Source organism: Hymenobacter sp. DG01, from assembly GCF_006352025.1.
Classification (GTDB): domain Bacteria; phylum Bacteroidota; class Bacteroidia; order Cytophagales; family Hymenobacteraceae; genus Hymenobacter.
Map to the genome: position 1 here is coordinate 3,931,605 of NZ_CP040936.1, position 11,631 is coordinate 3,943,235.

The following is an 11,631-nucleotide window of genomic DNA, read 5'->3' on the forward strand; positions in this document are numbered from 1 at the left end:
TAGAGAAGAAATGGAATTGAACATCACGCAATAGGATAGGTAGGTAGTGTCGGAACGTGAGGCTAAGATATATACTTCAGATCATATTTATTCTACTCTCGGCGCTATTCGGAGCTGGGCTCTACGCGGGTAATGCGGGCCTGGCCCCAGGGCGCCACGCTCACCTGCACGCGCAGGCTCTGGCGGCGCTCCAGCTGCCGGCCCTCACCCTCGGGCACATAGTAGCGCTCCAGGCCGTAGCGCAGGCGCAGGCCGCGGCGCCACACATCCTGCACCGAGCCGCGCAGCACGGCCTGGCGGCCAGTGGTAGCAGGCTTCTCCGGAAAGGCGGCTACGGCCTCGTAGGTACCATCAGGACGGGGCTCCAGCAGCACGTAGGCAGGTTGGTGGCGGCGGGGTAGGGTAGTACCCTTCCACAGCCGACCGGGTAGCTCGCTTACGCTGTAGCGCAGGTTCACGTAGTCGCCATAAAGAAGGTCGCGCGGGTCAACGGGGCTGGTGCGCAGCGTGATGGTGCGGCCCAGCGCAGCTGTGGCGTAACCAGCGGCGGCCACGCCCAGCACAAACAGCACCTGGGCCAGCACCAGTCCCTGTACCCACCGGCGGCGGCGCGGTTCGAGCAAATCGGGTAGAGGGGAGGCGCTACCCTCGGCCGGGCCCGGAACTGAAGGTAGAGGATCGGCGAGGGGCGTGCTCATGACTTAGGCGTGGTGGTGGAGGAAAACGTATGCGCGGCCCGGCGCCGGAGCCACCAGCTCAGGCCCAGCAGCAGCAAGCCCCCCAGCAGGAAAAACAACGACTTATCCAGGAAGCCCCAGGTCAGCTTGAAATAGGCTACGGCCGTGGTGATGATGAACAATACGGTGCCCAGCGTCACGCGGTCCGGGTTCTGCTCCTGATGGGCCCGCAGCAGCACGGCACCCGAGTAGGCATACAATACTACCAGCGTGGCAATAGCCAGGGGCAGGCCCCCCGTGAAGTAGAAGCCCGGCAACAGCAACAGCCAGTCGGTAAGGCTGCCGAGGCGGCCGCGCTGCCGCTTGCCAAGCACTGACAGGGCCAGCACCCCGGCCAAAGAAGCCAGGTAAGGCAGCAGGGGCGCCCGCAGCTGCCCCGCGTAAATATCAGACTCTCCGAACAAGGCCAGACCCAGCGTAAACAGGAAGGCTGCCACCAGCGGCGGGCCCTGCAAAGCCCGACCGGCCGGCCGGTCGGGCTGCCAGTCGCCGAAGGCATACACCAGCATGGCCGGAATAAAGAACCAGGTAATTTTAACGTGCAAATGGTTAATCAGCAAGGCTGCCTGCCAGAGCAGACCCGTGGCCAGCACTCCGCCCAGCAGGGCATCGGGGCGGCGCCACCAGTAGTAGCCCAGCCCCAAGGCCGTGCCGATGGCCGTGAGGTAGCTAAACGCGCCTAGCTGCCCCGTGTTATAGCCCTGCACGATGCCGCTGATAACAGCCGTCATCAGGAAAAGTAGCCGGCTGCGGTACAGCCACGTCAGGGCCATGCCGGCCACCGCCCAGGCCAGCAGACCCGTCAGGTCGTAGCCGATGAGCTGGTAAAGCTGGCTGGTCAGTACAATGCTGGCCCCGAACAGAATCAGCCCCAGGGCAATCAGGCCCATGCCCAGGTTGAGGTTGCCACGGCGCCGGAAATACTCGCCGCCGGCGTAGGCTCCGCACAAGGAGCCCAGCAGCAACGCCAGGCGCACCACCTCGGGTAGGCCCTGCCAGTTGGCCGCTACCACGCTCAGGGCGCTCAAACCTACCAGCAGGGAACCCAGCAGCGGCAGCAGTCCAATAGCGGTGGCATCAGTGGGGTAGAGGTCCAGCAGCTGCTCGCGCTGCGTCTCCGTAATAATGCCCTTCTGCACCCACTCGCGCCCGTCGGTATCCAGTAGCTTACGACTCATAATACCGGCAACTTACGCAGGATGCGGGAAGTGGGCAGAGGCTTAGTTATTCTTCCACGTGGTTTCGTCGGCTGGGCCAAGCTTTCCGCTCCCGGCGACGCTGCTCAGCGCGGTGGTCAACGTGACCCGCATAGCAAATTCGTCTGTCGGTGTCAAAACTCATAACGCCTTCCGCAAGACGTGCTCCTTGTCGAACCATCAGGCCGTTGAAGGGGCAGGTGTCGTAGCCACAGTTGTGCTTGGCGTACGTACCAAAATTGCGGTGCCGGATGCGCTTCTCGGTGAGGATGCGCTGCTGCGTCCGGCTGATTTCAACCCACGCTGCCCGCTCATCGGCCACGGTTAGCTTCTGCCCCAGGGTGCTGAGACGGAAGTAGGTGTCTGGGTCTTTCAGTTGTAGAAACTCGTAGAATTTCGGGAACACCGCTGCCGCCGCATCCCGCAGACGTAGCTGCTGCTCTAGATTCAGCTTCTCGTTTTCCAACAAACTGCGGAACAGCCCCAGCGAGTTAAAATCGGTATAGCGCCGATAGTGAGCGAGCAGGTAGTGATAATCAGCTTCCGTAAGTTGATTCAGCCGACGATTGAGCTTCATAGCAGATATATGTAGTTACTCCTGCTTCCGCGCCCGGGTCATTTCGCGCTTGCCGGGCGGGCCCGGCACCTTCTCCACCAGCCAGCCGGCCGCTTTCAGGCTGCGCCGAAACGAGCCCTTAGCGCAGTAGCTGACCAGCACGCCGCCGGGGGCAGCTGCTTCATAGAGTTGGGCAAACACCTCATCGGTCCACATATCGGGCTGCTTTTCCGGGGCAAAGGCGTCGAAGTAAATAACCTGGTAGGTATCCTGGGAAAGGGGTGTAGCCTGCAGCTCTCCGGAGCACTTCAGCAGCACGAAGTTGGGCGTGAGCGTAACGGGGCGGTTCCAGGCGGCGGCGTGCAGCTGGTGCTGGTAGTCCTGCAGCTCGGGGCCCGAGAGGTAACTTTCAGGGTGCATTTGACTGACTACCTCCCAGGGCAGCGGAAACTTCTCGATGGTGTCGTAGAAAATCTGCTGGCTGGCGCTGAGGCTGCGCTCCAGGGTCAACAGAGCATTCAGGCCCGTGCCAAAGCCTACCTCCAGCACCCAAACCAACTGGTTGGCCTCGGTCAGGGCCGGCTCCAGACCGGCGGCCAGATACACATGGCGCGCCTCCTGCAGGGCGCCGTGGGTGCTGTGGTAGTGCTCATTCAGGGCGGGCACGTACAGGGTACTGGAGCCGTCGGCGGTGGCGCGAACTTCAACGTGAGGTGTAAACATGGGAGGGAGCGGAGAGAAAGAAACCAGGCCCCAGAGCCGCGAGGGGCAGTGCAGAGCTTGGCTAATATACTGCGTTTGAGGTTTCGGCGGTAGCAGGGGGTAGGGTGGCTGTGGTGGCAGGCGCCATTCAAGGTGCAGGGGCTAAGCGGCCCTGGTTGCGCCAACCCCGAAAATCCGCCGTACTTTATCGGCTTCTCCATTGGCCTACCCCATGCCCCGCGTTAAAGTTCAGCTCCCCGAAACCTACCTGCTCACCGTCGAAATTCCGGTGCGCATCACCGACCTCAACTACGGCGCCCACCTCGGCAACGATGCCCTGCTCAGCATCCTGCACGAAGCGCGGGTGCAGTTTCTGCGCCACTTGGGCCACGCCGAATACGACCCGGCCACCGGCCTGGGCCACATCATGGCTGATGTAGCCATTGAGTACAAGGGCGAAGGGTTTTACGGCGACGTGCTGCACATTCAGATGGCCGCCACCGACCTCGGCAAGTACGGCTTCGATTTGGTGTACTGGGTGAAAAACCAGGCGGGTCGCGAAATTGCCCGCGCCAAAACCGGTATGCTCGGCTTCAACTACAACACCCGCCAGCTCCTACCCCTGAGCGAGGAGCAAGCTGCCCGCCTGCGTGGAGAGAAGGCAGGGTAGGAGGGTAAGAGGGTGTGGGGGTAGGAGGGGAGGAGAATCGGAAAGTTGGCCTTGCATGGCTGGGTGAGGGTGAGGCTGCCCCTGCCACAAGCTGAAAACCAAATTCTTTCTCACACCCTCCCGCCCCCACACCCTCCTACCCCCACACCCTCCTACCCCCATACCCTCCTACCCCCACACCCTCCTCCCCCCACACCCTCCTCCCCCCACACCCTCCTACCCCCATACCCTCCTACCCTCTTACCCTAATCCCTCGTCGGCACTTTTTTTGGGTTCAGCGGGTTGAGGGATGTTCTGGAAAAGAAGACCTAGGGGTTCGACTTTCCGCCTTGTATCTTTGCAGTTATGATGATTGACTTGCCCGTAGTTTCGAAGCGCGATATCCGCAAGCTCACCCCCGACGAGCTCAAGGCCTTTATGGTGGAGCACGGCGAGAAGCCTTTCCGGGCCAAGCAGGTACTGGAGTGGCTGTGGAAAAACACGGCTTCCTCGTTTGAGGAGATGAACAACATCTCCCTGGCTATGCGTGAGCTGCTGGCCCGGCACTTCGTCATCAATGGCGTGCAGGTGCAGAACTCCCAGCTTTCCAACGACGGTACCATCAAATCGGCCTTCCGCCTGCACGATGGCAACATTGTGGAGGGCGTGCTCATCCCGCACGATACGCGCATGACGGCCTGCATCAGCTCGCAGGTAGGCTGCTCCCTGACCTGCAAGTTCTGCGCTACCGGCTACATGGAGCGCAAGCGTAACCTCGATGCCGCCGAAATCTACGACCAGGTGGTACGCATCCGGGAGCAGTGCGAGGCTCAGTACGGCACCCCGCTCACCAACATCGTGTACATGGGCATGGGCGAGCCGCTGCTGAACTACGCCAACGTGGTAAAAAGTATTGAGCGCATCACGGCTCCCGACGGCCTCAACATGGCCCCGCGTCGCATCACCGTCAGCACCGCCGGTATTGCCAAGATGATCAAGAAGCTGGCCGACGACGGTGTAAAAGCTAATCTGGCCCTCTCCCTGCACGCGCCTAACGACGCCAAGCGCAACGAAATCATGCCCATCAACGAAGCCAACTCCCTGGCCTCTTTGAAGGACGCCCTCAAGCACTACCACCAGGTAACGGGCCGTAAGGTCACCTACGAGTACATCGTGTTCGAGAGCTTCAACGACACGCTGCAGGATGCCGAGGAGTTGTACCAGATTTCGAAGTGGATTCCCTGCAAGGTGAACCTCATCGAGTACAACCCCATCGAAAATGCCGACTACGTGAATACCGCCGATGACAAGCTGATGGCTTTTCACAAGTACTTGGCCGACCGGGGCGTGCAAACCAATGTGCGCCGCTCCCGGGGTAAGGACATAGATGCCGCCTGCGGGCAGCTGGCCGTGAAGGAAAAAGCCGAGGTAGCGTAGGCTTTCCTTCCTACCCCCTTCTAAACACAGAGACGCCGCAACCAGCTGGTTGCGGCGTCTCTGTGTTTAGAAGAGAAAACGGTGATTTACTTGTGTTTCATGTACTCGTCAATGCCGAGCTGGAGCATGTAGGTAGGGCATTGCTGAATAATAAGCAGGGCGATTTTCTGGCCTACACCTTCCATGAGCTTGTTGTTCTTCATGTTGTCCAGGCCGTAAAGGTTGGCCAGGGGCTCCATGTTCTTAAGCATACCTCCCTGCAGGGCCGTCATGATAACGGTGCGGCGTTCCTCCTGGGAGCGGCTGCTCATGAGGCGGGTCGCATTTTCGGCGTCGAGGCGCCGGCAAACGTCCTGGGTAATCAGCTGAAGTACGGGCCGCTCGGCCTCTGTAATGGGCAGCTTGGCCCCGAACTGCGACTGAATAACCCCCACCATCAGCTGCTGGCCCGCCGGGCAGCTCTCCACCAGGCGCAAAATCATGGTCACCTCGAGGGCTTCCCCGGCCTTGTGCGGATTGCTGACTTTATTAGCCTTCATCAGGGTGTTCATCTCGTCGGCATTGGCCAGGATGCTGCTTTCGATAGTGGCGGCCAATATGCTCTGCGCATCCACCTCCGACAGGGAAGCCAGGGGGCGTTTTTGATCTTCTGCCTGCAGCCGCTCACACATAGTGGCCGATACGCGCTGAATAAACCGATGCTGCCCACGCAGCGTGTCGCCGGCCAGAGGCGCGGCTGCCTGAGCAGCGGCACTCAGGCCCAGGCTGCTCACTAACAAAAGGATAATACGTTTCATATTGGCCGGAAATTACAACGAATTCCCCGGCTACAGCGGAGCTTGGGGCATTTTCCGGGGTAGGGTTCCGCGCCGGCTCATGGAGGGCCAGCGGCCGGTAAGGTGCCAACATGGCAACCCGGAATGTGAAAAAGCCAGCGGCCTCATGGGCTACTGGCTTTCCTGGTGCGTTCGGGCGTGCCGCAATAGGCTTAGCCTCTCCAGCGGCCTTCGGCGCGGGGGCGGCCGGTGCTGATTTCTTCCTTCGTCTCACCCTCGGGTACCTCGCGGGTTTCGATGCGCACGGCATGGGCCTTGGGCTGTACCTTCTGGCCGAAGGCATCGGCAAACTCCTGGGTAAACTCGGCCCCGAAGAAGATGATGAGCGAGGAGTAGTTTACCCACAGCAGCAGCACGATGGCCGAGCCCGCCGCTCCAAACGCCGAGCCGGGGTTAGATTGGGCAATGTAGAAGGCAATCAGATACTTACCCACCAAAAACAGTAGGGCCGTGATAACAGCGCCAATGCCCACGTCGCGCCACCGGATAATGGCGTCGGGCAGGAAGCGGTAGATCAGGCCAAACAGCAGGGAGGTAATGAAGAGGGAGAGGGCAAAGTCGATGAGGTGAATAAAGATGACGGCCACCTCCGGAAACCAGCGCTGCAGCTGATCGGTGAACACGCTGAGCAGGGCGCTAATCACGAAGGAAATAAGCAGCAGCAAAGCCACGCTCAGAATCAGGCCGAAGGACAGCAGCCGGTCGCGCACGAACTGCCAGATGCCGTTGCGGGGCTTCACCTTCAAGTTCCAGATGTCGTTGATGCTTTCCTGCAGGGTCACGAAGAAGGTGGTGGCCGCGAAAATCAGCGTGCCAATACCAATGATGGAAGCCACGCCGGTTTTCTGCTGCTTGGTAAACTCGGCAATGGAGTCCTGCAGGAACTTAGCCGAATCGGCACCCAGGAACCCGCGCATCTGCCCGTAAATCTGGCCCGTTACGGCTTCGGCCCCATACACGGAGCTGGCTACCGTAATAACAATCAGCAGCAGGGGCGGGAGCGAGAAGATAGTATAGTAGGACAGAGCCGCCGCGTGCCGGAACGAGTTGTTCACCATGAACTCGCTGGCCGTGGTTTTCAGAATATTAACAACGTCGGAGAAGCGGTAGTGCGTGGCCATAAGGCAGAGGTTTCGGAAGGGAAATGCTGGAGGTACTACGCACCGAGTAGGAGTGGCGTTCGGATCAGCCGGGAAATCCGCCTGATTTACGGCCTGCGCCAGTGCCGGTGCCGGGCCTGCTCCGGCTTTCGTGAAATGGCGGCTACCCCTTCGCCAGGTCCCAGGTCAGCCGCTCAATAGGGGCCTGGCGCAGGGCCTGGGCCAACTCCGCATCGTCTTTGAACTGCAACTGGTGCAGTACGGTAGCCTCCACGCTGACGGTGAACTGCTTGTCGCGGAAAGGCCAGGGCTGCACCCGTACCGGGCCCGGCGCCTGGGGCTGCAATACGTGGTAGGGCTGCCCATCGGGGCCTTGGTAAATTTCCAGGGCGCGGCCCATTTCCGGCAGCTCCTGCCGACAGAAAATCAGGCTGAGCCGGTCGCACCAGTGCAGCAGAGTGTATGCGCGCCCGGCATCGGCTTTTTTGATTTTCAGCTCCCGCAGCCAGCGCTTCTGGCAGGCTCGCTGCTCGTCCAGAAAGGCGTCGGTTTCCGGGTTCTGGCCCCGCAGGCTTTCATAAAGGGTACTCAGGTGCATGCTGGTCAGCAGGCTGCGCCAACGCCCCTGAAAGCGGGCCGCCTTCATCAGGCCGGTGGCTTGCTCCAAGGAAAACTCCTTCATAGTAAAGTTGGCGGGGGCTCCGGCGGGCGTAATGCCGTAGTGCCCGTCCCAATCCTGCTGCTCATCGTCGTGCTGGGCAGCGGCGGCCAGCAAGCCCACCCACTGGTCGCAGGGTAGGAAGGCAGGCCACTGGTGCAGCAGCTGGGCCGCCAGCAGGGCGTGGGCTTGCTGATAGATAATCTGCCAGCCGGCCGGGACATGGTTTACAATCATACAAACGGGCGGTATCGGGGTTCCCGCAGAGGAACGCAGAGCAAGCGCGGAGGTTCGCAGAGAGCAAGGGGGTAGCAAGCAAAACGCCCTACCGGATGGGGTAGGGCGCGGACGAGGCGGTAGGGGCGGCTTACTGGCCTAGCGAAGTAGTAGGCAGAAAGGATGGTGCGGCGGGAAGCCGCTTAATAATCTGAGCAGCCCAATAGGCCGGCAACTCTATTTCCACGCCGCCCGCACTAAGTAGGCCTGGCGTGTACTCCGGGTCACTAAAGCGAGTAACTCGAATCTGGGTGGGCGCTCTTAGTACCGTGATGTCAGCGTAAGGAATGCGCACCAGAGAGCTGAAGATCAGGTTTCTCTTAATCACCAGCTCCTGCGTGTCGAAGCCCAGGTGCAGCATTCCACTGTACGTCCCGGTACCAATGCGGGCCGATATTGCCTCGGTAGGGTGTACGTTGTGTACGCTTGCGTACTGGCTATGCAACTGCTTCCAGCCGGGCTGAAAAGGATTGCTCGGCCGGAAGCCGCCGTTGCGCCGAACCATTATTCGCAGGCAGAGAAAACCCAGATACATCATGCCCAGCTGGGCTACCACCTTGCCAATAACTAGCAGCATACTTCCCCGGCTTAGCAGGATAGAGGCAAAACCTACTTCAGTACTACGGCTTCCTTCAGGTGCAGCAGCATGTCGTCGGTCATGCGGTGCAGGTCGAACTGGGGCTGCCAGCCCCAATCCTGGCGGGCCTGGGTGTCGTCGATGCTGGCGGGCCAGGAGTCGGCAATCTGCTGGCGCTGGTCGGGGCGGTAGCTCACCTGAAACTCGGGGTAGTGGCGCTGAATACTGGCCGTAATTTCGCTGGGGCAGAAGCTCATGGCGCCCAGATTGTAGGAACTGCGCACCTTAATGGCCTCGGCCGGGGCGTGCATCAGGTCCAAGGTAGCTTTCAGCGCGTCGGGCATGTACATCATGGGCAGGTAGGTTTCCTCCGAGAGGAAGCACTCGTAGCTCTGGCCCGCCACGGCTTTGTGGTAGATGTCCACGGCGTAATCCGTAGTGCCGCCGCCGGGCAGGCTCTTGTAGCCGATGAGGCCGGGGTAGCGCAGACTGCGCACATCCAGGTCGTGCTTGCGGAAATACCACTCGCACCACTGCTCGCCGGCCAGCTTGCTGATGCCGTACACCGTGTTGGGGTTCATGATGGTCAGCTGGGGCGTGTTCTGGCGGGGCGTATCGGGGCCGAATACGGCAATAGAACTGGGCCAGTACACCTGCTTCACACCCAGGTCCACGGCCGCATCCAGCACATGAAACAGGCCGTCCATATTCAGCTGCCACCCAAACTTGGGGTTCTTCTCGGCCGTGGCCGACAGCAGGGCCGCCAGGTGGTACACCTGCTTGGGCTTGTACTGCCGGATTACTTCTTCCAGGCGGTTTTTATCCAGCACATCCAGCAGCTCAAACGGGCCGGCTTCCTGGGTTTCGGCATCCTGGGGCGCGCGCACGTCGGCGGCCACTACGTTGGAAGCGCCGTAGATCTGGCGCAGCTCGTGGGTGAGCTCCAGGCCCAGCTGTCCGCCGGCGCCGATAACAAGGATGGTGTCGCCGCTGGGGGTAGCGGCCGAAGTGCTGGAGGTGTCCATTCGGGGGTGGTTGAAGGGTAGGGGGTGGATGGGGCTGCAAAGATAACCGGACCGCCCGGTTCTGGGAGGATAACAGATAAAGGAAACCCAGACAACCAAGGCGCCCTCCAGGGTATCTGCTACCCGTAACCCCGACTTAAACCCGCCGCCTGCCGGTCCTGCGTTGGCCTTCTTTTTTGTGCGAACTCCCATCGGCACGACAGCTTGCCTCTATTCCGTATGTTCCGCTTCCTGCTTCTTATGGTTCTGTTTATCAGTCTGCTGGTTTCAGCGCAGGCCCAGGCACCTACCCCCGTTGTGTACCGCAACTTAGTAATGGAAGGGGGCGGCATCCGGGGCATTGCCTACGGCGGGGCGCTGCAGGAACTGGAGCAGCGCGGGGTACTATCCGGTTTGCGACGGGTAGGCGGCACCTCGGCGGGGGCCATTCAGGCGGCGCTGCTGGCTGTGGGCTATTCGCCGCAGGAAATCATTGAGGTGATAAACCACATGCCGGTGCAGCGCCTCAACGACGGTCGGCTCATCTTTTTCGGGGGCAGCACCCGGCTCATCAAGCAGTACGGCTGGTACCGCGGCGACCAGTTCTCGAAATACCTGAGCGAGCTGGTAGCCCGCAAAACCCAGCGCCCCGACCTCACCCTGGGCCAGTTGCACGCCTTGGCTCAGGAGGAGCCTACCCGCTACCGTGACCTGTACACTACCGGTACCAATCTCACCCGCCAGTGCGTGCAGGTGTTCAGCTACGAAACCCACCCCGACATGCGCGTAGCCGACGCCATGCGCATTTCCATGAGCATCCCGCTTTACTTCCGGGCCGTGTTGCTCAACAAGCAGGGCCACGTAGTGCGCCGTCCCGCCAAAGGCCAGGAGGTGGAGGTGCTGGTAGATGGGGGCCTGCTGGCGAATTACCCCATTAATTTGTTTGACCACCCGCGCTATCTGGCAGCGGGTGCCGCACCGGCCGCTACCCTCCCTACCCCCACCAAGTTCGTAAACCCCGAAACCCTGGGCCTGCGCCTCGACCGGGCCGAGCAGATTGCCTACGACACCCAACCCGGCGGCCGGCAGCAGCTGGCGCCCTACCCCATCCAAGACTTCAAATCCTACGTGGGGGCCCTGTACACCCTGGCCCTGGAAAACCTCAACCCTACGCAGCCGGAGGACTGGCCCCGCACCATCAGCATCAACACGCTCGGCTTCAACCCGAAAATCAAGCGCATGTCGGAGGGGCAGAAGCGGCAGTTGATGGAAAGCGGGAGGGTAGGAGCGCAGGCTTTTTTTGAGCGTCTGTAAAGCCGATGCTCGGTTACAAAGTATCGGTCCACAGCTCCGGATAGTAGGCCGGGCATACGCAGTGAGGAGCGAGCCAAGGTGGGTCGATGATCCGGGGCTGGCAAAAACCTAGAATCTTTTCTACTGCCTCGGCGGCCGCCACGGTACGGGTGGTTACTTCGTAGGGGTTATCCTGGTCGAACAGGCTGATTTCAAGCCGTGGCTCGGGAGGCTTCTGGGCTCTGAGCCAGACCTGCTGCCCGGCCAGCATTACGCGCCTCGCAAATTGAGGAAAGCCGGAGGAAGAATCGACGGCTACCCCCAGCTGAGCGAGCAACTGACGTATATCGGCCTCATCGGTGTAGTGCAGGGCCACCAGCAGCTGGTCGCCATCGTTGGCATGGCCCCCAATGGCTTTACAGAACCGGAAGTACTGCAAGCGCCGGGCCCAGGTGCCTAGCTCGGCGCGGGAGTGCCGCCGGAACAGGTAGTCAAGCCAGCGCGGGTCGTGCGTATCCTGAGATGCCATAGTGGGTAAAGATGAGCAAGATGGCTGACATGCGCGCTCCTCGGGGCGGCATTGGGCAACTAGGAAGTGTTAACAGTGAAT

The 11,631-nt window shown here is 60.9% G+C and carries 13 protein-coding genes; 3 read left to right on the forward strand and 10 right to left on the reverse strand.

The features are described 5' to 3' along the window. Positions 1 to 104 precede the first annotated feature (104 nt). Genes FGZ14_RS16685 through mnmD form a run of 4 tightly spaced genes read right to left on the reverse strand, consistent with a single transcriptional unit; the run spans position 105 to position 3,212 of the window. A complete protein-coding gene (locus FGZ14_RS16685; protein ID WP_139925334.1) occupies positions 105 to 698 on the reverse strand; it encodes a GDYXXLXY domain-containing protein in 594 nt (197 codons plus the stop codon). Further along, positions 695 to 1,915 carry a DUF2157 domain-containing protein gene (locus FGZ14_RS16690; RefSeq protein ID WP_139925335.1) on the reverse strand — a complete coding sequence of 407 codons (1,221 nt, stop codon included), beginning with the start codon at positions 1,913 to 1,915 and terminating at the stop codon, positions 695 to 697. Before FGZ14_RS16690 ends, FGZ14_RS16685 begins: the two co-directional genes overlap by 4 nt. Before the next feature lie 46 nt (positions 1,916 to 1,961). After that, positions 1,962 to 2,510 carry a hypothetical protein gene (locus FGZ14_RS16695; protein WP_180754389.1) on the reverse strand — a complete coding sequence of 183 codons (549 nt, stop codon included), beginning with the start codon at positions 2,508 to 2,510 and terminating at the stop codon, positions 1,962 to 1,964. Between the two features lie 15 nt (positions 2,511 to 2,525). Continuing rightward, positions 2,526 to 3,212, reverse strand: coding sequence for a tRNA (5-methylaminomethyl-2-thiouridine)(34)-methyltransferase MnmD (gene mnmD / locus FGZ14_RS16700; RefSeq protein WP_139925336.1), 687 nt, complete (start codon positions 3,210 to 3,212; stop codon positions 2,526 to 2,528). Between the two features lie 211 nt (positions 3,213 to 3,423). Here mnmD and FGZ14_RS16705 point away from each other — a divergent pair, with 211 nt between their 5' ends. Together FGZ14_RS16705 and rlmN are read left to right on the forward strand one after the other, a co-directional pair. Continuing rightward, positions 3,424 to 3,861, forward strand: coding sequence for a thioesterase family protein (locus tag FGZ14_RS16705; protein ID WP_139925337.1), 438 nt, complete (start codon positions 3,424 to 3,426; stop codon positions 3,859 to 3,861). Between the two features lie 348 nt (positions 3,862 to 4,209). Continuing rightward, positions 4,210 to 5,277: a 23S rRNA (adenine(2503)-C(2))-methyltransferase RlmN gene (gene rlmN, locus FGZ14_RS16710; RefSeq protein ID WP_374221715.1), complete on the forward strand. Its 1,068-nt coding sequence runs from the start codon at positions 4,210 to 4,212 to the stop codon at positions 5,275 to 5,277. Between the two features lie 86 nt (positions 5,278 to 5,363). Here rlmN and FGZ14_RS16715 read toward each other — a convergent pair whose 3' ends face one another. From FGZ14_RS16715 to FGZ14_RS16735, 5 genes are all read right to left on the reverse strand, one after another. Further along, a complete protein-coding gene (locus tag FGZ14_RS16715) occupies positions 5,364 to 6,074 on the reverse strand; it encodes a hypothetical protein (RefSeq protein WP_139925339.1) in 711 nt (236 codons plus the stop codon). Between the two features lie 191 nt (positions 6,075 to 6,265). Beyond that, the gene (locus tag FGZ14_RS16720; RefSeq protein WP_139925340.1) at positions 6,266 to 7,234 is read right to left on the reverse strand and encodes a YihY/virulence factor BrkB family protein; all 969 of its coding nucleotides are present in this window, start codon (positions 7,232 to 7,234) and stop codon (positions 6,266 to 6,268) included. 142 nt (positions 7,235 to 7,376) lie between these two features. Continuing rightward, positions 7,377 to 8,108, reverse strand: coding sequence for a DUF3891 family protein (locus FGZ14_RS16725; protein ID WP_139925341.1), 732 nt, complete (start codon positions 8,106 to 8,108; stop codon positions 7,377 to 7,379). A gap of 130 nt (positions 8,109 to 8,238) precedes the next feature. Then, entirely contained in the window at positions 8,239 to 8,724 is a 486-nt protein-coding gene (locus FGZ14_RS16730; protein WP_139925342.1) for a hypothetical protein, read from the reverse strand. A 32-nt stretch (positions 8,725 to 8,756) separates the two neighbouring features. Further along, complete coding sequence (locus FGZ14_RS16735; RefSeq protein ID WP_139925343.1) at positions 8,757 to 9,749, reverse strand: NAD-dependent epimerase/dehydratase family protein; 993 nt, start codon at positions 9,747 to 9,749, stop codon at positions 8,757 to 8,759. A gap of 240 nt (positions 9,750 to 9,989) precedes the next feature. Between FGZ14_RS16735 and FGZ14_RS16740 the strand changes: the two genes are divergently transcribed. After that, the gene (locus FGZ14_RS16740) at positions 9,990 to 11,042 is read left to right on the forward strand and encodes a patatin-like phospholipase family protein (protein WP_180754390.1); all 1,053 of its coding nucleotides are present in this window, start codon (positions 9,990 to 9,992) and stop codon (positions 11,040 to 11,042) included. A gap of 13 nt (positions 11,043 to 11,055) precedes the next feature. On the opposite strand, the gene FGZ14_RS16745 is transcribed toward FGZ14_RS16740, so the two are convergent. Beyond that, positions 11,056 to 11,550, reverse strand: coding sequence for a hypothetical protein (locus FGZ14_RS16745; RefSeq protein ID WP_139925345.1), 495 nt, complete (start codon positions 11,548 to 11,550; stop codon positions 11,056 to 11,058). Between the last annotated feature and the right edge of the window lie 81 nt (positions 11,551 to 11,631).

What these genes read in the sequence shown, in the direction of transcription:
- FGZ14_RS16690 (WP_139925335.1), bottom strand. Translation starts at nt 1,915, where the DNA reads ATGAGTCGTAAGCTACTGGATACCGACGGGCGCGAGTGGGTGCAGAAG.
- FGZ14_RS16725 (WP_139925341.1), bottom strand. Translation starts at nt 8,108, where the DNA reads ATGATTGTAAACCATGTCCCGGCCGGCTGGCAGATTATCTATCAGCAA.
- FGZ14_RS16695 (WP_180754389.1), bottom strand. Translation starts at nt 2,510, where the DNA reads ATGAAGCTCAATCGTCGGCTGAATCAACTTACGGAAGCTGATTATCAC.
- mnmD (WP_139925336.1), bottom strand. Translation starts at nt 3,212, where the DNA reads ATGTTTACACCTCACGTTGAAGTTCGCGCCACCGCCGACGGCTCCAGT.
- FGZ14_RS16720 (WP_139925340.1), bottom strand. Translation starts at nt 7,234, where the DNA reads ATGGCCACGCACTACCGCTTCTCCGACGTTGTTAATATTCTGAAAACC.
- FGZ14_RS16705 (WP_139925337.1), top strand. Translation starts at nt 3,424, where the DNA reads ATGCCCCGCGTTAAAGTTCAGCTCCCCGAAACCTACCTGCTCACCGTC.
- FGZ14_RS16730 (WP_139925342.1), bottom strand. Translation starts at nt 8,724, where the DNA reads ATGCTGCTAGTTATTGGCAAGGTGGTAGCCCAGCTGGGCATGATGTAT.
- rlmN (WP_374221715.1), top strand. Translation starts at nt 4,210, where the DNA reads ATGATTGACTTGCCCGTAGTTTCGAAGCGCGATATCCGCAAGCTCACC.
- FGZ14_RS16740 (WP_180754390.1), top strand. Translation starts at nt 9,990, where the DNA reads ATGGTTCTGTTTATCAGTCTGCTGGTTTCAGCGCAGGCCCAGGCACCT.
- FGZ14_RS16735 (WP_139925343.1), bottom strand. Translation starts at nt 9,749, where the DNA reads ATGGACACCTCCAGCACTTCGGCCGCTACCCCCAGCGGCGACACCATC.
- FGZ14_RS16715 (WP_139925339.1), bottom strand. Translation starts at nt 6,074, where the DNA reads ATGAAACGTATTATCCTTTTGTTAGTGAGCAGCCTGGGCCTGAGTGCC.
- FGZ14_RS16745 (WP_139925345.1), bottom strand. Translation starts at nt 11,550, where the DNA reads ATGGCATCTCAGGATACGCACGACCCGCGCTGGCTTGACTACCTGTTC.
- FGZ14_RS16685 (WP_139925334.1), bottom strand. Translation starts at nt 698, where the DNA reads ATGAGCACGCCCCTCGCCGATCCTCTACCTTCAGTTCCGGGCCCGGCC.